This window comes from Pseudomonas sp. AC463 (assembly GCF_979253585.1).
Window position 1 is genome coordinate 237,911 of sequence record NZ_CEEDDZ010000005.1, and the last position, 24,565, is coordinate 262,475.

Below are 24,565 nucleotides of genomic sequence, written 5' to 3' on the forward strand. Positions count from 1 at the left end.
ACGTCCTTGGGTCAGGATCTGGATGGGGTATTGAAGCGCAGGTTGGGGGAAATCCCAAGGGTATCCGCTGCTAATTGGCCGTTTTGAAGCCATGCCAGTGCAATTGGCCATAGCCGATCCTGATATTCACTACGAAAAAACGCGAAATGCCCTACCTGTGTTTCACCAATATCCTCGGGGGCGATCCGTAGATGAGTGCGCTCGCAGCCGTCGAAATAGCCTAACAGCCGTTCAATCGCGGCCACGGTGCCGAAAGGGTCATCGGTGATGCTGATCGCGAGCATTTGCGCGTTTACGCGACTGAATGGCAACTCAGCCAGCGTGCGTGCGCTGGGTCGCGTCTCGTATCGGGCTGTCGGCGTGCTCCAGTCGCGCACCACGCCTGCTGGCGTGTCTTCCAGCCAGCCCAGGCGCTTGCCGGGGAAATACCCGCACAGTGCCGTCACCAGCGGCATCACCACATGCCATTTGGCAAACATCCGCCAGCGCCCGCTCGCCTCGTAGTCGCGCCAGTAGGCGAACTGCGCGCCCACTGTGACGATCCGTCGGATCAGCGCGCCGGATGCGCCCAGCCCCGCCGCGCACCCACCAAAGCTATGGCCGACCACGTCAATCGGCTGGCCTGGAAACTCCCGCTGCGCACGCTGCACGATCGCCTCGAAATCCAGCGTGCCCCAATCCGACCACGAGGCCTTGAACCCGCGCATTGAACCGCTGCGCGACTCGCCGATGCCGCGATAGTCGTAGGTGATCACGTCAAGGCCGTTGGCAAACAGGTAGTCGGCGAAGCGCGCGTAGTGGCGACAGCGTACGGAGGTGGCGGCGTTGATGATCACCACGGGGCGGTCGAGGTCGGTGCGCAGGTGGCGCCAGGTGAAGCCTCTTATCGCGTGGTTGTCGGCGGCGCGTTCGCTGAAGGGTTCGGGCGTGGGCCGGGTCGGCAGGTTCATGGTCAACTGAGTCCTTGCGCTTTTTTATGGGTGGCCCTGGAGGCGCACGCGCTTTTTTATAAGAAATCGAAACTAACAAATTTAGCCGACCGCATGTGCGTAGATTTTCACGATGCTCGACCTTATCGGCCTGGATGCTTAGGCTTACGAACCTTTGATCGATCTGAGCCAGTCCATGACCCGCGACACCCTTGAACATAACCAGATCGCTATCTACTTCAGCGCTGTCGTCTTGGCGGCCGTCTTCGGCATGCTGGCGCCCGCAGTGGCGCATACGTTCAGTGCACTGGTCACACCGGCTATCGCAGTGCTGATGTACGCAATGTTTCTGCAAATCCCGTTTCTGGACCTGCGCCAGGCCTTCGATAACAAGCGTTTCCTGTCGGCGTTGCTGCTGGCCAATTTCATCCTGGTGCCATTGCTGGTGTGGGTACTCACCCGTGGCCTGGTGGAGCGCCCGGCGTTGCTGGTGGGGGCTTTGCTGGTGTTGCTCACGCCGTGTATCGACTACGTGGTGGTGTTTACTCATATCGGCAAGGGCGATTCGCGGTTGATGCTGGCGGCGACGCCGTTGCTGTTGCTGCTGCAGTTGATGCTGTTGCCGGTGTACCTGGGGTTGATGCTGGGCGCGCAGTCCGAGGTGGTGGTGGAGGCGCGGCCGTTTGTCGAGGCGTTTCTGTTGCTGATTGTGGCGCCGATGGTGCTGGCGGTTTTGACCACATCCCTGGCGCGACGCTCAAGGATTGCCAGCGCATGGAACGACGCCTGGGCGTGGCTGCCGGTGCCGGCCATGGCGCTGGTGTTGTTTGTGGTGATCGCCTCGCAGATCACTTCGGTGGTGCGTGATTTCAACCTGCTGTTACCGGTCATTCCGGTGTATATCGGCTTCCTGTTGCTGGCGCCGCTGATGGGCGTGTTGGCCGCGCGGCTGTTCGCGCTGCCGGCATTGACGGCGCGGGCGGTGACGTTCAGCGCGGCGACGCGTAACTCGTTGGTAGTGCTGCCCCTGGCCCTGGCTTTGCCGGAAGATGTGCGCGGGTTGGCGGCGACCGCCGTGATCCTGCAAACCCTGGTCGAGCTGGTGGGCGAGTTGATCTACGTGCGGCTGATTCCGAAGTGGGTGTGGCCCGCAGGTCGGTAAAAGCGCGGATGTTCAGGTTTGTTCAGGCGTTATTCAGGGTCGCGCTCGGCACCATGAGTCGGCGCTCCCCACCTGACAGGTCTACCGATGGATCAACGCAGCCGTTTTCGCCTGGAGTCCCTGGGCATTTTCCTGTTTGCCTTGTTGCTGTTTACCTTGGGAATCTGGGATCAGCAGCCCCAAGGATTTGACGGCCGCTGGGCGCTGTTCCTGCAGGAAATGTTTCGCCATGGTGCGAGTTTTTTCCCCACCACCTACGGGCAGCCCTACGCGGATTACCCCGGTACCGCGACGTTCCTGAGTTTCATATGTGCCCGCCTGTTTGGCGCGCCTAACCATCTGGCCAATATCTTGCCCACGGCGCTGGCGTCCGCCGGGGTGGTGGCGCTGATCTATCGGTTGCTGGTTCCTTATGAGCGCCGCTGGGCACTGCTCACGGTGTTGCTCACGTTGCTCACTACTCAGCTGCTCGAAAAGTCGCGCTCGGTGTGCCTGGACCAGATGGTGGCGCTGCTCTGCGTCGGCAGTTTTTACCTGCTGCACAGTGGCCAGCAGCTCGGCTCGCGGCTGCGCCAGCTTGCGGTGTTCCCGTTGTTTGTCGTGGGCTTTGCGATTCGCGGGCCGCTGGGGTTGATTGAGGTCTGCGGCGTGGTGTGTGTGTATTGGGCGCTGGGCCGGCCTGGGGAGCGCGTCAAGCAGGTATTGATCCACGGCATCGTCGGCTTGATGTTATTGGCCGCCTGTTGGTGGCTGCTGGTAAAGCTGGCGCGCATCACTGGCGGTGATGGGTTTGCTGATGAGGTGTTCAAGATGCAAGTCGGCGGTCGCCTCGACGAAACCGGCGAGCCGTTCTATTTCTACCTCCAGCTGAGTCTGTACCGCTACTTTCCCGTGGTGCCGCTGGCGTTGGCCACCATGGTTACGCTGCGTCATCGCTGGGCTGAGCGCTTCGACGACACCGTGCAGCTTGTAGTGCGGCTCGGTGCCTGCGGCTTGATGATCCTGCTCGGGTTGTCGGTGCCGCACTTCAAACGCGCCTATTACATCCTGCCCATGGTGCCGATGTTTGCCGCCGTCGCCGCCTATGGGCTGCTCCAGGCGAAAAACTGGTTCGTCGGCGTGCGCCGATGCTACGAGGGGCTTGTCGCGGCGCTACCGGCGTTGTGTGTGGTTGTAGTCTTTGTCTGTCGGCATGGTTGGCAGAAACACGGTTACTGGCCTGGCGTTTCGTTGCCGCTGTTGATTGGCGCGCTGGTGGTGCTGCAAGTGGCGGCGTTGGTTGCCTGGCGCAAGGCAGGGCGGCTGGTATGGCTCAGCCTGGTCGCGCTGGCAGCGCAGTGGTTGCTGCTGATAGTGGTTGTGGAGCCGGGCAAGGACTTGCAGTTCGACACCCGGCAGTTTGTCGGCCAGGTAGAGGCGCTCCGCGTAGCACAGCCCGGGCCGCTGGTGTTTGTGAACCTCGGCCGGGACACCTGGGCCGTGCGCTACATGATGAATCTGGATCACGATGAGCAGCCGCTGTTTGTCAGCGCTGCCGAGGTTGCAGGGCTGGGCGTAGTGCCCCGACCGGCATGGGTCATCGTGTCGCGAAAGGAAACCGCGCTGCTGAAGGGAACGCCCCTGGAACATCTGGCTCCAAGCTTTGAAGGGCGTTTGAACGACAACCCAATGATGGTTTTTTTGCTGAATTGAATCAGCAACTTGCTGTATGTTCCCCGGCCAAGTGACCGATTGGTCATTTAAATTGCGCCGTTTTTAGTAACTGCCGTACTGGAAGCATTATGGATATGACAAAAAAGGACTTTAGTCGGCCCGGCTGTGGCCACGTAATTGGACGCTCACGATTTGGCTGGTTGAGCATCTGCTTCGACGGCGGGTGCAGCTACCCGGCAATGATCAACGTGCTGAGGGCGGTGTTCAAACGCTATGGGCGCCTGGTGCGGTTCGGCGAGCAGCTGTCGGCCCAGGGCTGGCTTGATCGGGTGGAGGAACGGGGTTTTCAGATCTCCGATCAGGAGCGGGTGGCGGTGGTGACGTTGATGTGGGATCGGGGCTGACGCTTTAAGCGTAGGCCTTGGTCATGCGTAGGGCTTATCCAGTTGCTCGGGAATGAAGCCCTCGTCGCGCAGTGACTTGATGACGCCTCGGATCAAATAGTTGTTGGAGAACCCGATTGTGTATTGCCGCGCGCCTGGACTGATGGGGAGTAACATGCCTTGGTCGACCAGCTTTTTTATCTGGTAGGTTCTTTGTGGTGCGGACAGATTCGGCAATGCCTCGGCGATATCGCTTGATTTGACCACTTTCAGCTGAATCGCCGTGATCAGCACTCTTTCTTCAAGTGGCGTTATCCATCCGCGCTCTTTTGCCAGTGAAATGGTTGGGGCGAGGATATGTTTGGTCAGGTAGCGGTAGTCGGTGAGCCTGCTGACTTTCTCCAGCTCGTCCCTGATGCCTCCCAAAACATATGTGCACCAAGCTTCAAGGCCATCTTTGGTGCCCGTATCTGCGGTAGAGAGCATTTGGTAATACTTGTCTCGATCAATGCAAAACACCGCCGTGGGGTTGAGCACTCGCCCCCCTGTACTCACGTTGAAACCGTATTTGAGTAGCAGTGCGTAGGTTAGAAGGCGTACGACACGGCCATTGCCGTTGCCGAAGGGGTGAACCCAGCCGAATCGATGATGCGCGAGTGCAACCTTCATCAAATCGTATTTTGGTGCATCCTGTTTGTTCACGAAGGCGACCAACTCTTGCATGTACCCCGGCACCATCACCGCCTCAGGGGGTAGGTGATCTGACTGGGCTATGCGTACTCCTGCCTCACGGTAGGCCCCTGGCGTACGATCCCCTTCGCGCTTGAGCCCTTCAACCGTTATCGAATGAAGTTCACGAATAGCAAATTCGGTCAGATCTGAGCCCGGTTGAACGACGCTTTCAACGTAGTCCATGGCTTTTTCGATATTTGCGATTTCGCGCAGTTGATCGGAGCCTTCGGCTGTCCCGTCAACTTTGCTTTCGATGTAGTCGGCCAGCGTCGTGTGGTTTCCCTCGATGCGGGCGGACCCCAGGCTTTCCAGGGTGTGGAATAGATCTTTCAGCTGGAAGAAGACCGCGGGCGGTGTATCGCCGCCTAGTTGCAGGCGCCGCAGATGCTCCAGCTCACTCAGCACGTCAACCAGCCCTGAGTCGAAGGAGGGGTTCAAAAGCTCCAGATCGTGGTGAAGAAACTCGGCCATAGTGAAAGATATCTCTAGCAGACTGAGGGGTTATCTCAAATTTTTCTGCATCGATGCCCGTAAATACTGGGCATGGTTCCTATATAGGAACTAGGTTATCTCAAAAGTCTCGTTGAGATAAGTACACATATGGGTACCGAGATTGCGGCGCGGCCGGCCAGGCTGGGTGCTTTACGGGAGACAAAATGGTGAGGCTAAAAAAGCAGGCAACAAAAAACCCGCACTAGGCGGGTTTTTTGTGTGTTTCAGATGACGTTTGCACCACCTGAAACTAATTAGTGGTGCCCAGAGACGGAATCGAACCGCCGACACGGGGATTTTCAATCCCCTGCTCTACCGACTGAGCTATCTGGGCAACGGGGCGCATTAAACGGGTTTTTCAGGGGGTCGTCAAGCAAGTTTTCAAAAAATATTTAATTATTACCGTCGCTTACGTGCCGACCCCGGTTTTTGATCAATTATTGAGCAGGCGGCACGTAGCCGTCGGCCTTGGCGTATTCCTCGCCGGAAAAGAACTTGTCCATCTCGCCCGCCAGGTATTTGCGATCTTCGGCGTTCATCATGTTCAGGCGCTTTTCGTTGATCAGCAGGGTCTGGTGTTTCAGCCAGTCGCCCCAGGCCTGGGCAGAGATATGCTCGAAAATGTCCTGGCCCTTGGCACCTGGGTACGGAGGGCGTTCCAGGCCTGGCAGTTCTTCTTTGTACTTGCGGCACATTACCGTGCGGGTCATGACGACACTCCTGCATTCAATACGTCGGCCGCGCGCTTCAGCAGTTTCTTGACCGGGGCGGCAAGGCCCAGGCGCGGCGGGGTGGCGAGGTTATACCAGAGCCAGTCGGCCTCGGCCACGTGATGGGCGGATTCCTCCACCTGCACCAGCCAGGGTTCGATGGCCAGTTGGAAGTGGCTGAAGGTGTGGACCAGCCCCGGCAGTTCCTGGTGTTTGCCCAGTTCGAGCGCGTGTTGGTGGGCGAGGTGTTCCAGGTCGGCGAAGTCGTCCAGCTCGGGCAAGCTCCACAAACCGCCCCACAGGCCGGTGGACGGGCGGCGATAAAGCAGGATCGCGCCCTCGGCATTCGCCAGCAGCGGCATCAACGTGCGCTTCTGCGGGATGGTCTTGCGCGGCTTGGGGATCGGGTAGCGCGTCTCCAGGCCGAGCATGTGGGCTTCGCAGCCTTTTTCCAGTGGGCACAGCAGGCAGCTGGGTTTGCTGCGGGTGCAGAGGGTGGCGCCCATGTCCATCATGGCCTGGGTGTAGGCGTTGACGCGATCATGGGGCGTGAAGCGCTCTGCCGTGGCCCACAGCTGTTTGGCCACCTTGGGCTCGCCTGGGTAGCCCTCTTGCGCGGTAAAACGCGCCAGGACACGCTTGACGTTGCCATCCAGGATCGGCGCGCGCAGGCCCATGCTCAGGCTGGCGATCGCGCCGGCGGTGGACAGGCCGATGCCGGGCAGTTCGGTGAGCTTTTCAACATCCTTGGGAAACTCGCCGCCGTATTCGGCTACGACAATCTTCGCGGTCTTCTGCAGGTTGCGCGCCCGGGTGTAGTAGCCCAGGCCGGTCCACAGGTGCAGCACTTCATCTTCCGGCGCGGCGGCCAGGGCTTCGACCGTCGGCAGCGAGGCCATGAACCGGTCGAAGTAATTGAGCACGGTGCTCACCTGGGTCTGCTGCAGCATGATCTCCGACACCCACACTCGGTACGGCGTGATGCCCTGTTGCCAAGGCAGGTCGTGGCGGCCGTGGCGGTCGTACCAATGGAGGACCGCCTCTGAAAACTGCTCGTTTCTCATCGCTTGAACAGGCCTTTCAAAGCATCTTTGAGCTGTGGGTTAACCTTGTCGAGTTTCTCTTCCAGCTTCTCGCTGAGCTTGTTGCCCGCCGCCTTGATCGCGACCTGGCTCAAGCCGTCCTTGTCCAGGCGGCAAGCCTTGGCGCCCAGCTCCAGCGGGCCACGGCAGCGCAGCGGGACTTCGATGTTCTGGAAGTTGGAGCCCACTTCACAGGCCGGGTCCGGCGTGTCGCGCTTATCGCCTTCGACGATGATGCCGACGCGGTAATCCATGCCCAGTACGCGCAGGTCGACGTCACCGTTGCCGTTGACCGTCAGCCCCGGGATGCGCACTTTCAGGTCGGGGTTGCTGGCCACGCCGTTACGGAAATTGAGGTTGCCGCGCAGTTCCTGGAAGGGTGTGTCCTTGCCTTGCGGCGTGCTGCTCAGGGTCTTGCGGTTGAGCAGGGCGATGCCGGTGCACAGTTGCTGTTCAAGGTTGGCGTTGAGCAACACGCCATTGTTGATCACAAAGCTGGCCGTGCCGTTGAGGCTGTCGATCAGCGCCTTCTGGCTGTTGCCACGGCCCGTGAGGTTGCTGTCGAGGGTGACCTGGCCTTTCACCGGCGGGGTTTGCCCCTGGGCTTGCAGGATGCGTTCGACCGGCACTTGCTTGATATGACTTTGCAGCGCCAATACCGGGATGTCCTGGCGCACATCGAGCGTGCCGTTGGCCTGGAGCGTGCCGTTGTAGAGGCCGCCGCTGAGGGTGTCGAGCTTGAGCTGACCGTCGATGCCGGAGGCTTTCAGCGCGGCATTCTGGATCGGCAATTTACTCAGGGTCAGTTGGCCGAAAGCCAGGTCGGCGTCTACATCGAGTTTGCGCAGGTGCGCCAGGGGCAGCAGCTTGTCGGTGCTCCAGGCGCCTTTGGTCGGTGCGTCCGGCAGCGGTGTGGTGCCACCGGCAGCCATCGCGCCGGCTTCGCTGTTCTGCACTTCGGCCTGGCGGGCGGCGGTTGCGCCCTTGGCGGATTCGGATTTGGCCGGCAGGTAGTTGTCGGCGTTGAAGGTGTCGCCCTTGAGCTGTACTCGCAGCGACTGCTTGGCGAAATCATCCACAGCCACGCGACCGGTGAAGGTGCTGCCGTCGAGTTTCAGGTTCAGGTCTTCCAGGGCCAGGCTGGTCGGCGTGCCCTTGAGGCGGCTGACCAGCTCGACCTTGCTCAGGCTACCCTCGGCCATCGGCGGCAGGGGGCTGCCGACGCTGTCGAGGAACTTGGCCAGGTCAAACTGGGCGATGGACAGCGCGCCGCTGAGCTGCGGGGTCTTGTCCAGGTCATTGACCTTCAGTTCACCCAAGGCGCGCAGCTGGTTGGCCGAGAGTTTCAGGTTGGTCCACTCGGCAATGTTCGCCGCCTGGTCCACCAGCAACTGGCCCTGGGTCGAGAAGGTCACGGTCTTGCCTTGCAGCGGCTCGCCCGTGGCCTCGCCGGTAATCTTCATGTCTTCGAACTGGTAGCGCTTGAGCGCGCGCTGGATGCGCAGGTTGCCGTTGACCTCGGTCTTCACGCGCATCACCGGCTGGTTACTGCCGAAGAATGCGGTGAGTTTCACCGGAATGCTCGCGCCTTCGTGCACGGCGCCAGCGCTCAGCTGGATGCTCTCGGCGCTGAATTGCTTGCCGGTCTGCTCGTCGTTGTATTCGACGCGGGCGTTGTTGACCGTCAGGCTGTCGATATCCAGGCGGATGGGCTGGGCCGGTTTTTCCGGTTTGACCTCGGGTGCCGGCTCGGCCGGGGCCGGCGTGCCGTCAGTGGTGGCTTGCGTCACGTTTTTGCCGATGTCTTCCCAGTTGCCATGGCCCTGTTTGTCGCGGTTGAGGCGCAGGTTCAGGCCTTCGACGCGCACGTCGCTCATCTGTACTTCACGGCGCAGCAGCGGCAGTACGCGCACCGACAGGCCGAGCATCTGCAGATCGGCGAACGGTTGGGTCGGGGTGGTCAGGGTTGCCACGCTGGCTTCGTGCAGTTCCAGGCCGAGCCAGGGGAACAGGCTCCAGCCGATATCGCCATTGAGCGTCAGCTCGATGTGGGCCTTGTCGCGGGCTATCTGGCGAATCTCTTCTTTGTAGTCGTTGGGATCGAAAAGGTGGGTCAGGGCAAAGCCCAGAGCCACAATGATCAGCAACAGCCCGAGAAGTACCAGACCCAGGATTTTGCCGAACGCTTTCATGGGCGAGTCCTTGTATGTCGATTTCAAAATTTAGCCGCAGAGTATAACGCGCCGACGGTCGGCGTCAGTTCGCCGATCGTTACATTGTATCCAGGGGCGTGGGAACAGGATTTTGGCGTCAGAAAAAACCGATTTACTGAAAAAAGTGATATCAGTTTGGTTTTTCTGTCATCCGCAGGTGCTAATCTCTGCGTGTTCGTCCGCCTTCTGCGACCTATCGTCGCGCCAAAATGGAGCTTCACTCAACAACAACGGCCAACGCTCTGCGTGCAAGGCCGAGGGAGAGAGCGCCTGACGGACGCATACTAATAACTGGGGGAAACACCAATGAGCACTAGCACTGCGGCCGGCCATAGCGCCGCGCAGCCTGCGTTCCTGTCCAAGGAACGTATTATCGCCAAGCCCGGGTTCAACCGCTGGCTGGTTCCACCGGCCGCCCTGGCCATTCACCTCTGCATCGGCATGGCCTATGGCTTTTCGGTGTTCTGGTTGCCGCTGTCCAAGGCTCTGGGTATCACCAAGCCGGTTGCCTGTGCGCCGGACATGAGCTTTATCGCGCAAGTCTTCTCGTCCCAATGCGACTGGCCCATCTCCATGCTGGGCTGGATCTACACCCTGTTCTTCATCTTCCTGGGCTGCTCGGCAGCCATCTGGGGCGGCTGGCTGGAACATGCCGGGCCGCGCAAGGCCGGCGTTGTATCGGCGCTGTGCTGGTGTGGCGGCCTGTTGATCTCGGCGTTGGGTATCTATACCCACCAGATCTGGCTGATGTGGATCGGTTCCGGGGTCATTGGCGGTATCGGCCTGGGCCTGGGCTATATCTCGCCCGTGTCGACCCTGATCAAGTGGTTCCCGGACAAGCGTGGCATGGCCACCGGTATGGCGATCATGGGTTTCGGCGGCGGCGCGATGGTCGGTGCCCCCCTGGCCGCAGCGTTGATGGGTCACTTCGGCTCGCCAACCAGCGTGGGCGTGTGGCAGAGCTTCCTGGTGATGGCCGCGATCTACTTCGTGTTCATGATCGGCGGTGCACTTTCGTACCGCGTTCCGCCAACCGGCTGGAAGCCTGAGGGCTGGACCGCGCCGGCGAAAAAAGCCAGCAATGCGATGATCACTCACCGTCACGTGCACGTGAACGTGGCGTGGAAAACCCCGCAATTCCGTCTGGTATGGCTGGTGCTGTGCCTGAACGTGTCGGCCGGTATCGGCATCCTCGGCATGGCTTCGCCACTGCTGCAGGAAGTGTTCGGCGGCAAGTTGCTGGGTGTGGACGTGCCGTTCGGCCAACTGGACGCCGGCCAACTGGCCTCCATCGCGGCCATCGCTGCAGGTTTCACCGGGCTGTTGAGTCTGTTCAACATCGGTGGGCGGTTCTTCTGGGCGTCGTTCTCCGACTACCTGGGGCGTAAAAACACCTACTTCGTGTTCTTCGCCCTGGGCTTTGCCCTGTATGCGCTGATCCCGAACCTGGGGCACCTGGGCAATGTGGCGCTGTTCGTGGCTGCGTTCTGCATCATCCTGTCGATGTACGGCGGTGGTTTTGCGACGGTGCCTGCCTATCTGGCCGACTTGTTCGGTACGCAGATGGTCGGCGCGATCCATGGTCGACTGCTGACTGCATGGGCGGCGGCGGGCGTATTGGGCCCGGTGCTGGTGAACTACCTGCGTGAATATCAGCTGAGCATCGGCGTTGAACGCGCCGCAGCCTATGACATCACCTTGTACATTCTCGCCGGCTTGCTGGTGCTGGGTTTCATCTGCAACCTGCTGGTGCGTCCGGTGGCCGACAAGTACTTCATGACCGACGCCGAACTGGCAGCCGAACAGGCGCTGGGCCACGACAAAGGTGCTGATGCCTCCACTTCCCTGGAATGGAAAGCCGCCCCTGGCAGCAAGCCATTGGCGATTGCCGCCTGGCTGGTGGTGGGTATTCCGTTGGCGTGGGGTGTGTGGGTGACCCTGCAGAAAACGGCGGTATTGTTCCACTAATAGCGCATGAACCTTGTTGGAGGGGGCAAGCCCCCTCCAACAATGGCTGTACAGAGTGTTCAGAACTGGGTTCGCAGTTGTATGCACATGTCTATCTCCGACACTCCATCAGTCTTATCCCCTTCGATGTTTCTGTTTAGCGCCCGCGCCCCTATAATGGCTGCCTTTTTCGCCCAATGATTTTGCGGAGCTGGTGATGGCCGAACGTAAGGCGTCCGTCGAGCGCGACACTCTGGAAACCCAGATCAAAGCCTCGATCAACCTGGATGGCACCGGAAAGGCCCGATTTGATATCGGTGTACCTTTTCTTGAGCACATGCTGGACCAGATCGCCCGTCACGGGCTGATCGACCTGGATATCGTCAGCAAGGGCGACCTGCATATCGACGACCACCACACGGTGGAAGACGTAGGCATCACCCTCGGCCAGGCCTTCGCCAAGGCCATCGGCGACAAAAAAGGCATCCGTCGCTACGGCCACGCCTATGTCCCGCTGGACGAAGCGCTGTCGCGTGTGGTCATCGACTTCTCCGGCCGCCCAGGCCTGCAGATGCACGTGCCCTACACCCGCGCCACCGTGGGCGGCTTCGACGTTGACCTGTTCCAGGAATTCTTCCAGGGTTTCGTCAACCACGCCCTGGTCAGCCTGCACATCGACAACCTGCGTGGCACCAACACCCACCACCAGATCGAAACCGTGTTCAAGGCTTTCGGCCGCGCACTGCGCATGGCCGTAGAGCTGGATGACCGCATGGCCGGGCAAATGCCGTCGACCAAGGGCGTCCTGTAATGCAGACGGTCGCGGTTATCGACTACGGCATGGGTAACCTGCACTCGGTGGCCAAGGCCCTTGAGCACGTAGGCGCCGGCAAGGTGCTGATCACCAGCGATGCCAATGTGATTCGCGAAGCCGACCGGGTTGTGTTTCCGGGTGTTGGCGCGATTCGCGATTGCATGGCCGAGATCCGCCGCCTGGGCTTTGACAGCCTGGTGCGCGAAGTCAGCCAGGATCGCCCGTTTCTCGGGATCTGCGTGGGCATGCAAGCCTTGCTCGACAGCAGTGAAGAGAACGACGGCGTCGACTGCATCGGCCTGTTCCCGGGCCAGGTGAAGTTCTTTGGCAAGGACCTGCATGAAGACGGCGAACACCTGAAAGTCCCGCACATGGGCTGGAACGAAGTTCGCCAGGCCGTGGATCACCCGTTGTGGCACGAAGTGCCGGACATGGCGCGTTTCTACTTCGTGCACAGCTACTACATCGCCGCCGGTAACCCGCGCCAGGTGGTGGGTTGCGGGCACTACGGCGTCGACTTCGCGGCCGCGCTGGCCGAAGGCTCGCGGTTTGCCGTGCAGTTCCACCCGGAGAAGAGCCATACCCATGGCCTGCAGTTGCTGCAGAACTTCGCCGCCTGGGACGGGCGTTGGTAAATGGCCAAGAAGCCGAAGCTGCCGATCCTGAACCTCACGCCCGAACAGGAGCGTGAGGCTGGCGACAAGATCAAGCGGTTCATGGAGGATCGCTTCGAACTCAAGCTGGGTTCGTTCGAGGTGGCCGAGATTCTTGAGCTGTTCACCCTTGAAGTGGCTCCGCACTATTACAACAGGGCGATTTTCGACACGCAGACGCTCCTTAAAGAAAGGTTCGAAAGCATCGAAATTGACCTGTGGTCGCTTGAGAAACCCTGATTTCCCAAGCATTGCTGAATATCGAATAAGGTTTGCCAGATGCTGATTATCCCCGCTATCGATCTCAAGGACGGCGCCTGCGTACGTCTGCGCCAAGGCCGTATGGAAGACTCCACCGTGTTCTCCGATGACCCGGTGAGCATGGCTGCCAAATGGGTGGAAGGGGGCTGCCGTCGTCTGCATCTGGTGGACTTGAACGGCGCCTTCGAAGGCCAGCCAGTCAACGGCGAAGTGGTCACCGCGATTGCCAAGCGCTACCCGAACCTGCCGATCCAGATCGGCGGCGGCATCCGCTCCCTGGAAACCATCGAGCACTACGTCAAGGCTGGCGTGAGCTACGTGATCATCGGCACCAAGGCGGTGAAAGACCCGGCGTTCGTCGCCGAAGCCTGCCGTGCGTTCCCTGGCAAGGTCATCGTCGGCCTGGACGCCAAAGACGGTTTTGTCGCCACCGACGGCTGGGCTGAAATCAGCACCGTGCAGGTGATCGACCTGGCCAAGCAGTTCGAAGCTGACGGCGTGTCCGCCATCGTTTATACCGACATCGCCAAAGACGGCATGATGCAGGGCTGCAACGTACCCTTCACCGCTGCGCTGGCGGCGGCCACGAAGATTCCGGTCATCGCGTCCGGCGGCATTCACAACCTGGGCGACATCAAGTCGCTGCTGGACGCCAAGGCGCCTGGCATCATCGGCGCCATCACCGGCCGCGCGATCTATGAAGGCACCCTCGACGTTGCGGAAGCTCAAGCTTTCTGCGACTCGTACAAAGGCTGAGGACTGACCATGGCGCTGGCCAAACGCATCATCCCTTGCCTGGACGTGGACAACGGCCGGGTCGTCAAAGGTGTGAAGTTCGAGAACATCCGTGATGCCGGCGACCCGGTGGAAATCGCCCGTCGCTACGATGAGCAGGGGGCCGACGAGATTACCTTCCTCGACATCACCGCCAGCGTCGACGGCCGCGACACCACCTTGCATACCGTCGAGCGGATGGCCAGCCAGGTGTTTATCCCGCTGACCGTGGGCGGCGGCGTGCGCACCGTGCAAGACATCCGCAACCTGCTCAATGCCGGCGCGGACAAGGTCTCGATCAACACCGCCGCGGTGTTCAACCCGGAGTTTGTCGGCGAAGCCGCGCAGCATTTCGGTTCGCAATGCATCGTGGTCGCTATCGATGCCAAGAAGGTTTCCGGCCCGGGCGAAACCCCGCGCTGGGAAATCTTCACCCATGGCGGTCGCAAGCCGACCGGCCTGGACGCGGTGGAGTGGGCGATGAAGATGGAAGGCCTGGGCGCCGGTGAAATCCTGCTGACCAGCATGGATCAGGACGGCATGAAAAACGGCTTCGACCTCGGCGTGACCCGCGCCATCAGCGACGCGCTGGGTATTCCGGTGATCGCTTCGGGCGGTGTCGGCAACCTGCAACACCTGGCCGACGGCGTGATCGAAGGCCACGCCAGCGCGGTGCTGGCGGCGAGCATTTTCCACTTTGGCGAATACACGGTTCCCGAGGCCAAGGCCTACATGGCGGCGCGCGGTATCGTCGTTCGTTAAACGTTGCTGGACACCATGGCAGGCGCGCGGCACTCTCTGCGCTTGCCATGGATTCCGGTAGCCTTCATGTACAAGACCCTGCTGCTTGCCCTCGCCACGACCTCCCTGCTGTTGGCAGGTTCGGCTCACGCCGAAGAACCGTCTGACGCCGCCCTGGTGTTGCTGACGGAAAATTTCCCGCCTTACAACATGGCCAAGAACGGCAAGAATTTCGCCAAGGAAGAAAACATCGAAGGCATCGCCGTGGACATCGTCCGCGAGACCTTCAAGCGTGCCGGCATTTCCTACAACCTGACTCTGCGTTTCCCTTGGGAGCGAATCTACAAACTCGCCCTGGAAAAACCCGGTTACGGCGTATTCGTGATGGCGCGCCTGCCGGATCGCGAAGCGCTGTTCAAATGGGTCGGCCCAATCGGCCCGGATGACTGGGTGATGCTGGCCAAGGCCGACAGCAAGATCCAGCTCAACGACCTTGAGCATGCGCGCCGCTACAAGATCGGCGCGTATAAAGGCGATGCCATCGCCGAAACCCTGGAGAAACAGGGCCTCAACCCCCTGGTGGTGCTGCGCGACCAGGACAACGCGCAAAAGCTGATGGATGGCCAGATCGACCTGTGGGCCACCGGCGACCCGGCGGGCCGTTATCTGGCACGCCAGGTCGGGGTGACCGGGCTCAAGACCGTGCTGCGCTTCAACAGTGCCGAGCTGTACCTGGCGCTGAACAAGAATGTGCCGGATGAGACCGTGGCCAAACTGCAGGCCGCCCTCGATCAGTTAAAGAAAGAGGGAATCGTCGCTGATATCACTGGGCGCTATCTCTAGGGCGGCATCCACCTCCGGAACCTGGACGGGTAATTCATCCGGCGTCACGGGTTCCAATGCCGGCAGCAGGGAGGCAAGCTCATTGTCGGTTGTGGCTTCGGCCGGCAGCGATTCCCGAAAGTGCACCTGCTCTGCGTTGACGTAGCTGACGGTGGTTGCCAATTGGCTGCCATCGGCGCGCAGCAATTTGTATTCGCTGCGGATCACATAGGCCGCAACGGTTTTGTTGGCTGGAATGTAGGCGGCGATGTCGGCGAAAGCTGTCTGGGACCAGCCCTTGGACGATTTACCCGTGTGCACCAGTTCGCTGTTGAACCTCGCCGAGAAATGCGACTTCGCGAGGTGCGACCGCATCGACCAGGCATGTGCCAGTACGATGCCCGTGCTCAGGGAGAGTGTCAGCGACTCGTTGCCGATTTCGCCTTTGGCGGTGCGCCAGTTGTAGGTTTGGTTGGTGTCGGCTGCGTTGACGCCCACGCCGACCTGTTGATATTGATCGCTGCGTTCCAGCCGATAGGTCGGCGACAACTTCAACTGCTCAGTCGGCTTCAGCTCCCAGTCTCGCACTGCAAACCACGGCAGTTCGCAACAGTGGACCGTTGCGTCGGCAGGCGTTTCGGTCGGTTCCGCGCCGGGCCGGGGGGCGGGTGGTGGCGGCATGTCACTCAGCAGCAGCGGCAGTTCGACTCTTAGCGAGTGAACCAGGCCGGGTGTTTGCAATCTTGCGTAGCCCCCCACGCCGAAGAATGTTCCGGGGGAGAGATAGGCTTCTCCAGGCTGTGCTTCGGGCGGGACGATATCCCAGGCGCTGAAATCCATGAGCGCGCCGCTGCCCTTGTCGCTCCAGATGACCTCGGCCAAGTGTGAAGCGATGACCAGGTCGGCCCTGACACAGCGAATGGTGGTGAGAGGAGGGCTGTCGTAACCCACGCTGCAGACGTTGCCCATTGCCACGTAGCCGGCTGGCGGGATCGGCCTCCACACCGAGATTTCGGCGGCGCCTTTGGAACCTTTGTTATTCCACACGGCGGCCAGGCGCTCGGGCGGGCGCAGGGCGGTGCCGTTGACGGCGTTGGCATCGCTGACCACCGCGATAATCCGGCGGTTGTTGATCTGGCTGTAGCCCTCAACGGCAATATCACCCAACGAAAAATAGTTGTTCAGGTGGTTGGCGGAGGTTTCAGGGCGCCAGAAGCTGGCGGACATATGCGCGCCAGAGCCTTTGTCATTCCAGAGCAGATGGAATTCGGTGGTGAAGTTGATCAGCAGGTCTTTGAATTGAAGCGAGTTCATAGCGATGCTCTCCAGTTGGTTCAAGGGCCAACTATCGAGCAGTTGGCGCAGGGCCAAGCGGTAGCTATATAGGGCGCAACAAACTAGCGGTAGGTGCCATTTTTGCCGTGGCCGGCCATTGCCTGGTTGCTGCGCAGGCCGATCATCGACTTGATATCGATCCACTCGACGCCCTGGGCTTTGAGCTTGGGCAGTTCGCGCTCCAGTACCGCAAGGGTTTGCGGGTACGGGTGGCCGATCATCACCGCCGAACCCTGCTTGTGGGCCAGCTTGATCGCGGTTTGCAGTTGGGTGGTGATCGCCGCTTCGGTGCGCTCGTCATCGAGGAAGACATCGCGCGAGACACTGGCCAAGCCGATTTTCTGCGCTTCGGCAGCGGCGACCGTTTTGGCGCTGGTGCGGCTGTCGACGAAGAACTTGTGGCGCCGTTGCAATTCGCCCATCAACCAGGCCATGGCCTCGGGTTGCGCGGTCATGCGGCTGCCCATGTGGTTGTTGATGCCGGCGGTGAAGGGCACGGCATTGAAGGCCGCGTCCAGGCGCTTGCCCAGCTCTTCGATGGACAGCTCAGGGTGCCAGGCGAACGGGCCGGTGGCCGGGTCCATGGGCATGTGCAGGATCACTATCTTGCCGGCCTTGTGGGCCTCGCGAGCGAACTGCGCGGCGTGGGGCGTGTCGGGCATGATCGCCGTGGTCACCGGGCCGGGCAGGGCGAGTACGCGCCGATCCCGGGGCAGGTTTTGCCCCAGGTCGTCGATGATCAAGGTGAGGTAGGCTTTGCGTGGCTCGCCGGCAGGGGCCGCGTGGGCGACCCCTGCCAGGCTGCACAGCAGGGCGATGATCAGGGCAAAACGCATATCAACGGCTGCGTGTGATGCTCAGGCCTTTGAGCAGGCTCAGCGCCTGGGCCAGCTGGTAGTCGTCGTCCTGCGGCATCGGCTTGGCTTTGGCGCCGCTGCCGGTCGGCTGGTCGGCACCGCCGTTGCCATTGCCCAGGTGACCTTGCAGGTCCGCCTCTTTGTAGTATTCGCTGTCGATCTCGTTGGTGATCTTGGCCTTGCGCACTTCGATGTCCGGCACGATACCCTGGGCCTGGATCGATCGGCCGTTCGGCGTGTAGTACAGCGCAGTGGTGATCTTCAGTGCGCGATCGTTGTTCAGCGGCAGCACGGTTTGCACCGAGCCTTTGCCGAAGCTGGTGGTGCCCATCAGCACGCCGCGTTTCTGGTCTTGCAGGGCGCCGGCGACGATTTCCGAAGCCGAGGCGCTGCCGCCGTTGATCAGTACGGCCAGCGGCACGTTTTCGCTGAGGTCGTTGCCTGTGGCCGAGAAACGCAACTCGGAGTTGGCGATACGGCCCTTGGTGTAGACGATCAGGCCTTTGGTGATGAAGTGGTCGACCACTTCCACCGCCGATTGCAGTACGCCGCCCGGGTTGTTGCGCAGGTCGAGCACGATGCCGCTGAGCTTCTTGCCGTTGTCCTTGCGCAGCTTGGCCAGGGCCTTGGCCACTTCGTCGCCGGTCTTGACCTGGAACTGAGTGATGCGGATGTAGCCGTAGCCCGACTCCAGCAGCTGGCTCTTCACGCTCTTGACCACGATGGTCGCGCGGGTCAGCGTCACGTCGAACGGGTTGCCGCCGTCGCGCACCAGGGTCAGGGTGATTTTCTGGCCGATCTTGCCGCGCATCTTGTCGACGGCTTCGGTCATGGTCTGGCCACGGGTCGGCTGGCCGTTGATCTTGACGATAAAGTCGCCAGCCTGGATACCGGCCTTGGATGCCGGGGTGTCATCGATCGGCGAGACGACCTTGATGTTGCCGTCTTCGGCGCCCACTTCGATGCCCAGGCCGCCGAACTCGCCGCTGGTGCTTTCCTGCAGCTCGGCAAAATCTTCCGGGCCCAGGTAGGCGGAGTGCGGGTCGAGGTTGCTGAGCATGCCCTTGATCGCGTTTTCCAGCAGGGTCTTGTCGTCTACGGGTTCGACATAGGCTGCCTTGATCCGGTCCATGACCTCGGCAAAGGTACGCAGCTCGTCCAGCGGCAACGGCGCCTTGGTGGTCGCGGCGGTGGCGGCAGGTGCAGCCGGGGCGGCCTGGTCGGCAAAAGCCAGCGGCGCGCCGATCACCAGGGCGATCGTCAGGGCCAGCGAAGTGAGGCGGGACAAATGCAGCATGTCGAACGAACTCCTAATGTAGATGCGGCCCTATCCTTGGGAACGGCACCATTGTGCGGGATCGCTCGGGCGACCCTGCTGACGAATAGCGAAGTACAGCGCCGGAGTGTCCTGGCCACCACTGTTACCCACAGTGGAGATGGATTCACCGGCTTTTACAACATCACCTGCCGACTTGAGTAAAGTCTGATTGTGGCCGTAAAGACTCAAATAGCCATTACCGTGGTCAAGAATCACCAGCAAACCGGCGCCCCGCAACCAATCGGCAAACACCACGCGCCCACCGTGGACGGCGTGGACCTGGCTGCCGGCGGAGGCGCTGATCATCACTCCGTCCCACTTGGCGCGGGTGTCATCGCCACGGGTTTCACCGAAGCGTGCCAGTAGTCGACCATCAACTGGCCATGGAAGTTTGCCGCGGGCTGAAGCAAAAGGGCCACCAAACGACTCGCCGGCGCTGGAAACCAGCGGGCCGGGTGCTGAATGCACCGGTTTGCGCGGTGCCGGCGCATCGCTGGTGGCTGCCAGTTCGGCCTCACGCTGGCGCTTTTTTTCGGCTTCCTGCTGGGCGATCAGCGCTTTTTGCCGCGCTTCTTCAGCCTCGCGTGCCTGGCGGGCCAGGGTTTCTTCGATAGTCTTGAGGACTTTGCCCAGGTCAGCCTGGTCCTGCTCGCGGGCCTGCAGCTTGGCGTCGCGGGCCTTTACGTCGTCATTGAGCTTGGCCAGGGCCAGCTGGCGCTCCTTGCGCACCTTGTCGAGTTCGTCGCGCTGGGTGTCGAGGGCGCTTTTCTGGTCTTGTAGCTGAGATTGCTGGTTGGCGATTTCCTGTTCGACATTGACCAGCTGGCGCAGGGTCTCGTTGAAGCTTTTCAATTGCTCCAGGCGGGCTTTGCTCAGGTAGTCGTAGTAGGTCAGGGTGCGCGCGAATTTCTCGGGGTTCTGCTGGTTGAGCAGCAGCTTGAGGTATTCCTGGCGGCCGCTCTGGTAAGCGGCGCGGGCCTGGATCGCGATCAGGCGTTGCTGTTCAACGCGTGCGCTCTGGAGTTTTTTTTTCTCAGCGTCGAGTCGCTCCAGTTCCGACTCGCTCTTCTTTAATTCTTTTTGTAGCTCCTGGACCTGCTTCTCCAGCTTGCCCATCTCGGTTTCCGTACCGCGCAGGTCTTTTTGCACGCCGGATTTTTCTTCCTGGAGCTTGCCGAGCAGTTTTTTCAGCTCGGTAATGTCCTGACGCGTAGCGTCCAACTGTTGTTGGGTTTGTGCGCGCTCATCGGCAAACGCCGGTTGGAGCAGGCAGACAAGAGCAAGGGTAATCAAGGCGCGAAGCATAGAGGCGGGCGACACCAGGGAAATGGACGGCCTAGTATGCCCGCCAACTGCGGCAAAAAAAACGCCCAATTCGGGCTGGAAGGCAAGATAGGTTCCGAGTGGCGCCGGTATGGCAATAGGACATCTTCTAAACACTGGAGATCCAATGTGGGAGGGGGCTTGCTCCCGATGGCGGTGTGTCAGCTAAATATAGGCTGGCTGAGCCACTGCTATCGGGGGCAAGCCCCCTCCCACATTGTTTCGCGGCGTTTTTTAGATCAAACCAGGATCGAAGTCCCGGTCATCTCCACCGGCTTCTCCAGCCCCATCAGCATCAGCATGGTCGGCGCTACGTCCGCCAGCACGCCGCCGTCACGCACCTTGAAATCACGCTTGCCGACATAGATGAACGGCACCGGCTCGGTGGTGTGGGCGGTGTGGGCCTGGCCGGTGGATTCGTCGGACATCTGCTCGCAGTTGCCGTGGTCGGCAGTGATCAGCGCTTCGCCGCCGACCTTTTCCAGGGCGTCGACGATGCGGCCGACGCACAGGTCCAGGCATTCCACGGCCTTGGTGGCCGCTTCGAGGTTGCCGCTGTGGCCGACCATGTCGCCGTTGGCGTAGTTGACTACGATCACGTCGTAACGCTGGTGTTCGATGGCGTCGACGATCTTGTCGGTGACTTCCGGCGCGCTCATTTCCGGCTGCAGGTCGTAGGTGGCGACCTTTGGCGACGGGATCAGGATGCGTTCTTCGCCCGGGAACGGTTCTTCACGTCCGCCGGAGAAGAAGAAGGTCACGTGGGCGTATTTCTCGGTTTCGGCGATGCGCAGCTGGGTCTTGCCGTTTTTGGCCAGGTAGTCGCCCAGCACGTTGTCCAGGCTGCCGGCGGCGAAAGCGGCGGGGGCCGGGATGCTGGCGGCGTACTGGGTCAGGCCCACGTACTGGACCTTTGGCTGGCGCGCGCGCTCGAATTCCTTGAAGCCGTCTTCGACAAACACGCGGCTCAGCTCGCGGGCGCGGTCGGCGCGGAAGTTCATGAACACTACGGCGTCGCCGTCTTCAACCTTCACCGGCTCACCGATGGTGGTGGCCTTGACGAATTCATCGCTCTCGCCACGGGCGTAGGCGGCTTGCAGGCCTTCCTGGGCGGTGGCGGCATTGAATTCGGCCTGGCCGTCGACGATCAGGTTGTAGGCCTGGGACACGCGGTCCCAGCGGTTGTCGCGGTCCATGGCGAAGTAACGGCCAACGATGCTGGCGATGCGGCCCTTGCCGAGGGCGGCGAAGGTGGTGTCCAGCAGCTCGATGGAGGATTGCGCGCTTTTCGGCGGGGTGTCGCGGCCGTCGAGGAAGGCGTGCAGGTAGATCTTGTCGGCGCCGCGCTTGAAGGCCAGTTCGGCCATGGCGACCAGGTGGTCCTGGTGGCTGTGCACGCCACCGTCCGACAGCAGGCCCATGAAGTGCACGGCCTTGCCGGCGGCGACTGCTTTATCCACCGCTGCGCAGATGGTCGGGTTCTCGAAGAACTCGCCGTCGCGGATCGATTTGGTCACGCGGGTGAAGTCCTGATAGACCACTCGTCCGGCGCCGAGATTCATGTGGCCGACTTCCGAGTTGCCCATCTGGCCGTCCGGCAGGCCCACATCCATGCCGGAGCCGGAGATCAGGCCGTTGGGTACGCTGGCGACAAGGCGGTCGAGGACCGGCTTCCTGGCCGCGTACACCGCGTTGTCGTGGTGGCTTTCACTGTGTCCGAAGCCATCGAGAATTATCAGGACCAAAGGTTTAGGCGTGGTAGTCATAGATCCTCTCGCGGCGGTAATAAGGAAGACAATTGAAAAGGGAGTGGCAGTTTAAAGCGAAGTTCCGACCACGTCACCGCTTTACGGGGGTTGGCCCCCCCTGACGGCTGTGTATACTTACCGCCATTTTAACGCCCTGGAACCTCCTTGATGGTTGATCACCTGATTGCATTTGCCACTGCCCACTACCTGCTCGCGGGTGCCTTCGTCATCCTGCTGGCGCTGCTGATCGCTCACGAATTGAGCCGCGGTGGCCGCAGCCTGAGCACGTCGGAGCTGACCGCACTGGTCAACAAGGATGAGGCCGTTGTCGTGGACATTCGCCCGGCCAAGGATTTTGCCGCCGGCCATATCGTCGGCGCCCTGAACATCCCACAGGACAAGCTGATCGCGCGCTTGCCCGAGCTGGAAAAGCACAAGGCCAAGACCATCATTCTGGTCGACGCCCAAGGCCAGCACGCCGGCACCCACGCCCGCGAAATGCTCAAGGCCGGTTTCACCGCCGCCAAACTGTCCGGCGGTATCGGCAGCTGGAAGGCCGATAACCTGCCGCTGGTGAAGTGATATGAGCCAGGTTGTCGTGTATTCCAGCGATTGGTGCCCTTACTGCATGCGGGCCAAGGCCTTGCTGGAGAAAAAGGGCGTTGCCTTCGAAGAGATCAAGGTCGACGGCAAACCCCAGGTGCGCGCCGAAATGGCCCAGAAGGCGGGACGCACATCCGTGCCGCAGATCTGGATCGGCGCCAGGCACATCGGTGGTTGCGACGACCTGTTCGCCCTGGAGCGCGCCGGAAAGCTCGATGCGCTGCTGCTCGTCTGACTCCTAAACCCTAAAAGACCCCAAGATCAAGAAGGATCTGCGATGACTGACCAACAGAACACCGAAGCAGCGCAAGACCAAGGCCCACAGTTCTCGCTGCAGCGGATCTACGTGCGTGACCTGTCGTTCGAAGCGCCGAAAAGCCCGGCCATCTTCCGCCAGGAATGGACCCCAAGCGTTGCGCTGGACCTGAACACCCGTCAAAAAGCTCTGGAAGGCGACTTCCACGAAGTCGTGCTGACCCTGTCGGTCACCGTCAAGAATGGCGAAGAAGTGGCCTTCATCGCTGAAGTGCAACAGGCCGGTATCTTCCTGATCCAGGGCCTGGACGATGCGTCCATGAGCCACACCCTGGGCGCGTTCTGCCCGAACATCCTGTTCCCGTATGCCCGTGAGACCCTGGACAGCCTGGTGACCCGTGGCTCGTTCCCGGCACTGATGCTGGCTCCGGTGAACTTCGATGCCCTGTACGCTCAAGAGCTGCAGCGCATGCAACAGGAAGGCTCGTCGACCGTTCAATAAGTCGATGCGTTAAAAATGTGGGAGGGGGCTTGCCCCCGATAGCGGTGGATCAGTCACTTAGATGTCGACTGACACTCCGCCATCGGGGGCAAGCCCCCTCCCACATTTGTTATGTGTGTTACTTGAAACCGAGTTGGCGCCAGCCTTCGTAGACGGCGACGGCTACGGTGTTGGACAGGTTCAGGCTGCGGCAGCCCTCGCGCATCGGCAAACGCAGGCGATGGCCGTCTGGCAGGGCGTCGAGGACCTCGGCGGGCAGGCCACGGCTTTCCGGGCCGAACAGGAAGGCGTCGCCCTCGGCAAAACTGGCATCATGGAACGGCCGCGAACCCTTGGTGGTGAACGCGAACAGCCGTGGGTGGCCCAGGCTTTCCAGGCAGCTGGCGAGGTCAGCGTGGCGCTGGAGCGTGGCGTATTCGTGATAGTCCAGCCCGGCACGGCGCAGGCGCTTGTCGTCCATGTCAAAGCCCAAAGGCTCGATCAAATGCAGGTGGCAGCCACTGTTGGCGCACAGCCTGATAACGTTGCCGGTATTCGGCGGAATTTCTGGTTGAAAAAGGATGACGTGAAACATGCACGGCTCCGAAGGTAAAGATGCGCTGCATTCTACCCCCGAAGAGGACCCAAGACCGAAGCTAATGCCGAGGGTCATGGGCTCATTGGCGATTGTCGGCCTGATGGTGGGCCTGATGATCGGCCGCCTCACCACCCCGGACCCGGTTGAGCTGCAACAGGTCGAGACGGCGGTGGATGGCGTGGTGGTGTGGTTCAACAGTGAACCCAAGCTGCACGGCGAGCTTGTCGACGGCACCGTGGCGCTGCTGTTCGATGCGCAAGGCAAGGCTGCCAATGGGCAAATCAAGGTCAATGGCAAGGATGTGAACTGGCGCGTGCGCAAGACCGATGGCGGCTTGCTGCTGAACCTGGTGGCGGCGCGGCCGTTGCGTGGGGAGTGGAGGGGCGAGGAGGCCGATGGCCGCTGGCGGCTTGCGATCCATCTCCAAGAGCAATAAAAGAGGGAGTTCCCGGCCTGCCTGTACCAGGGCTCCCAAAACGGGGTGAAGCCAGAGGCTTCGGTGTTAAAGAGGGAATCCCCGGCCTGCCTGTACCGAGGTTCCCCAAAGCGGTGTGGAGCGCGACGCGATTCGCATCAAGCACCCCGGGTGTAAAGAGGGGATTCTCGGCCTGCCTGTACCAAGGTCCCCGAAACTGGGTTGTACAAGGGTTATTGCAGGGCGCGTGCCAGAATTTGCAAT

25 protein-coding genes and 1 tRNA gene are annotated in these 24,565 nt (G+C 61.0%); 14 read left to right on the forward strand and 12 right to left on the reverse strand.

Annotated elements, in window-relative coordinates:
• Positions 1-11: 11 nt before the first annotated feature.
• Positions 12-950 carry an alpha/beta hydrolase family protein gene (locus tag AC0IYH_RS08335; protein ID WP_471833813.1) on the reverse strand — a complete coding sequence of 313 codons (939 nt, stop codon included), beginning with the start codon at positions 948-950 and terminating at the stop codon, positions 12-14.
• Between the two features lie 175 nt (positions 951-1,125).
• Here AC0IYH_RS08335 and AC0IYH_RS08340 point away from each other — a divergent pair, with 175 nt between their 5' ends.
• The 3 genes from AC0IYH_RS08340 to AC0IYH_RS08350 all read left to right on the forward strand — a co-directional run bounded on the left by AC0IYH_RS08340 (position 1,126) and on the right by AC0IYH_RS08350 (position 4,148).
• Positions 1,126-2,091, forward strand: coding sequence for an arsenic resistance protein (locus AC0IYH_RS08340; protein ID WP_471833815.1), 966 nt, complete (start codon positions 1,126-1,128; stop codon positions 2,089-2,091).
• A gap of 87 nt (positions 2,092-2,178) precedes the next feature.
• A complete protein-coding gene (locus tag AC0IYH_RS08345) occupies positions 2,179-3,783 on the forward strand; it encodes an ArnT family glycosyltransferase (RefSeq protein ID WP_471833817.1) in 1,605 nt (534 codons plus the stop codon).
• A gap of 161 nt (positions 3,784-3,944) precedes the next feature.
• On the forward strand, positions 3,945-4,148 hold the full coding sequence (locus tag AC0IYH_RS08350) for a hypothetical protein (RefSeq protein WP_471833818.1): 204 nt from the start codon (positions 3,945-3,947) through the stop codon (positions 4,146-4,148).
• Positions 4,149-4,169: 21 nt separating this feature from the next.
• Here AC0IYH_RS08350 and AC0IYH_RS08355 read toward each other — a convergent pair whose 3' ends face one another.
• The 5 genes from AC0IYH_RS08355 to AC0IYH_RS08375 form a co-directional block, all read right to left on the reverse strand.
• Positions 4,170-5,330 (reverse strand): Fic family protein, encoded by a 1,161-nt coding sequence (locus AC0IYH_RS08355; RefSeq protein WP_471833819.1) that lies wholly within the window; start codon positions 5,328-5,330, stop codon positions 4,170-4,172.
• A 279-nt stretch (positions 5,331-5,609) separates the two neighbouring features.
• Positions 5,610-5,685, reverse strand: a tRNA-Phe gene (locus tag AC0IYH_RS08360).
• Positions 5,686-5,788: 103 nt separating this feature from the next.
• Positions 5,789-6,061 (reverse strand): oxidative damage protection protein, encoded by a 273-nt coding sequence (locus tag AC0IYH_RS08365; RefSeq protein ID WP_025859455.1) that lies wholly within the window; start codon positions 6,059-6,061, stop codon positions 5,789-5,791.
• Positions 6,058-7,125, reverse strand: a complete 1,068-nt coding sequence (mutY, locus tag AC0IYH_RS08370) for an A/G-specific adenine glycosylase (protein ID WP_116627512.1) — start codon at positions 7,123-7,125, stop codon at positions 6,058-6,060. The genes AC0IYH_RS08365 and mutY overlap by 4 nt, the downstream gene beginning before the upstream one ends.
• Positions 7,122-9,335 (reverse strand): AsmA family protein, encoded by a 2,214-nt coding sequence (locus AC0IYH_RS08375; protein WP_471833821.1) that lies wholly within the window; start codon positions 9,333-9,335, stop codon positions 7,122-7,124. Before AC0IYH_RS08375 ends, mutY begins: the two co-directional genes overlap by 4 nt.
• A 327-nt stretch (positions 9,336-9,662) precedes the next feature.
• On the opposite strand from AC0IYH_RS08375, the gene AC0IYH_RS08380 reads away from it, so the two are divergent.
• The 7 genes from AC0IYH_RS08380 to AC0IYH_RS08410 all read left to right on the forward strand — a co-directional run bounded on the left by AC0IYH_RS08380 (position 9,663) and on the right by AC0IYH_RS08410 (position 15,389).
• Positions 9,663-11,324: an OFA family MFS transporter gene (locus tag AC0IYH_RS08380; RefSeq protein ID WP_116627510.1), complete on the forward strand. Its 1,662-nt coding sequence runs from the start codon at positions 9,663-9,665 to the stop codon at positions 11,322-11,324.
• Between the two features lie 196 nt (positions 11,325-11,520).
• Positions 11,521-12,114 carry an imidazoleglycerol-phosphate dehydratase HisB gene (gene hisB, locus AC0IYH_RS08385; protein WP_003218037.1) on the forward strand — a complete coding sequence of 198 codons (594 nt, stop codon included), beginning with the start codon at positions 11,521-11,523 and terminating at the stop codon, positions 12,112-12,114.
• The gene (gene hisH / locus AC0IYH_RS08390) at positions 12,114-12,752 is read left to right on the forward strand and encodes an imidazole glycerol phosphate synthase subunit HisH (RefSeq protein ID WP_471833824.1); all 639 of its coding nucleotides are present in this window, start codon (positions 12,114-12,116) and stop codon (positions 12,750-12,752) included. The genes hisB and hisH overlap by 1 nt, the downstream gene beginning before the upstream one ends.
• Positions 12,753-13,010 (forward strand): DUF2164 domain-containing protein, encoded by a 258-nt coding sequence (locus tag AC0IYH_RS08395; RefSeq protein WP_116627508.1) that lies wholly within the window; start codon positions 12,753-12,755, stop codon positions 13,008-13,010.
• A gap of 39 nt (positions 13,011-13,049) precedes the next feature.
• Positions 13,050-13,787, forward strand: a complete 738-nt coding sequence (gene hisA, locus AC0IYH_RS08400) for a 1-(5-phosphoribosyl)-5-[(5-phosphoribosylamino)methylideneamino]imidazole-4-carboxamide isomerase (RefSeq protein ID WP_008041005.1) — start codon at positions 13,050-13,052, stop codon at positions 13,785-13,787.
• A gap of 9 nt (positions 13,788-13,796) precedes the next feature.
• Entirely contained in the window at positions 13,797-14,567 is a 771-nt protein-coding gene (gene hisF, locus AC0IYH_RS08405) for an imidazole glycerol phosphate synthase subunit HisF (RefSeq protein WP_003171107.1), read from the forward strand.
• Positions 14,568-14,633: 66 nt separating this feature from the next.
• Positions 14,634-15,389, forward strand: coding sequence for a substrate-binding periplasmic protein (locus tag AC0IYH_RS08410; RefSeq protein ID WP_471833827.1), 756 nt, complete (start codon positions 14,634-14,636; stop codon positions 15,387-15,389).
• Here the strand turns inward: AC0IYH_RS08410 and AC0IYH_RS08415 are convergent.
• The 5 genes from AC0IYH_RS08415 to gpmI form a co-directional block, all read right to left on the reverse strand.
• Entirely contained in the window at positions 15,342-16,847 is a 1,506-nt protein-coding gene (locus tag AC0IYH_RS08415) for a Vps62-related protein (protein WP_471833829.1), read from the reverse strand. The two genes, AC0IYH_RS08410 and AC0IYH_RS08415, sit on opposite strands and share 48 nt — an antisense overlap.
• Positions 16,766-17,539 (reverse strand): divergent polysaccharide deacetylase family protein, encoded by a 774-nt coding sequence (locus tag AC0IYH_RS08420; protein WP_122774894.1) that lies wholly within the window; start codon positions 17,537-17,539, stop codon positions 16,766-16,768. Before AC0IYH_RS08420 ends, AC0IYH_RS08415 begins: the two co-directional genes overlap by 82 nt.
• A 1-nt stretch (position 17,540) precedes the next feature.
• Positions 17,541-18,857: a S41 family peptidase gene (locus AC0IYH_RS08425; RefSeq protein WP_116627504.1), complete on the reverse strand. Its 1,317-nt coding sequence runs from the start codon at positions 18,855-18,857 to the stop codon at positions 17,541-17,543.
• 30 nt (positions 18,858-18,887) lie between these two features.
• Positions 18,888-20,183, reverse strand: coding sequence for a murein hydrolase activator EnvC family protein (locus AC0IYH_RS08430; protein WP_471833832.1), 1,296 nt, complete (start codon positions 20,181-20,183; stop codon positions 18,888-18,890).
• A 257-nt stretch (positions 20,184-20,440) separates the two neighbouring features.
• Entirely contained in the window at positions 20,441-21,967 is a 1,527-nt protein-coding gene (gpmI, locus tag AC0IYH_RS08435) for a 2,3-bisphosphoglycerate-independent phosphoglycerate mutase (protein ID WP_471833833.1), read from the reverse strand.
• Between the two features lie 150 nt (positions 21,968-22,117).
• Here gpmI and AC0IYH_RS08440 point away from each other — a divergent pair, with 150 nt between their 5' ends.
• The 3 genes from AC0IYH_RS08440 to secB are packed head-to-tail and all read left to right on the forward strand — an operon-like array spanning position 22,118 to position 23,309.
• Positions 22,118-22,531: a rhodanese-like domain-containing protein gene (locus tag AC0IYH_RS08440; RefSeq protein ID WP_116627501.1), complete on the forward strand. Its 414-nt coding sequence runs from the start codon at positions 22,118-22,120 to the stop codon at positions 22,529-22,531.
• Between the two features lies 1 nt (position 22,532).
• Complete coding sequence (gene grxC / locus AC0IYH_RS08445) at positions 22,533-22,787, forward strand: glutaredoxin 3 (RefSeq protein WP_033896917.1); 255 nt, start codon at positions 22,533-22,535, stop codon at positions 22,785-22,787.
• Between the two features lie 42 nt (positions 22,788-22,829).
• The gene (gene secB, locus AC0IYH_RS08450) at positions 22,830-23,309 is read left to right on the forward strand and encodes a protein-export chaperone SecB (RefSeq protein ID WP_116627500.1); all 480 of its coding nucleotides are present in this window, start codon (positions 22,830-22,832) and stop codon (positions 23,307-23,309) included.
• Positions 23,310-23,427: 118 nt separating this feature from the next.
• On the opposite strand, the gene AC0IYH_RS08455 is transcribed toward secB, so the two are convergent.
• Positions 23,428-23,883 carry a tRNA (cytidine(34)-2'-O)-methyltransferase gene (locus AC0IYH_RS08455; protein ID WP_010563141.1) on the reverse strand — a complete coding sequence of 152 codons (456 nt, stop codon included), beginning with the start codon at positions 23,881-23,883 and terminating at the stop codon, positions 23,428-23,430.
• On the opposite strand from AC0IYH_RS08455, the gene AC0IYH_RS08460 reads away from it, so the two are divergent.
• A complete protein-coding gene (locus tag AC0IYH_RS08460) occupies positions 23,882-24,322 on the forward strand; it encodes a hypothetical protein (protein WP_116627499.1) in 441 nt (146 codons plus the stop codon). The genes AC0IYH_RS08455 and AC0IYH_RS08460 overlap by 2 nt on opposite strands.
• Positions 24,323-24,565 lie beyond the last annotated feature (243 nt).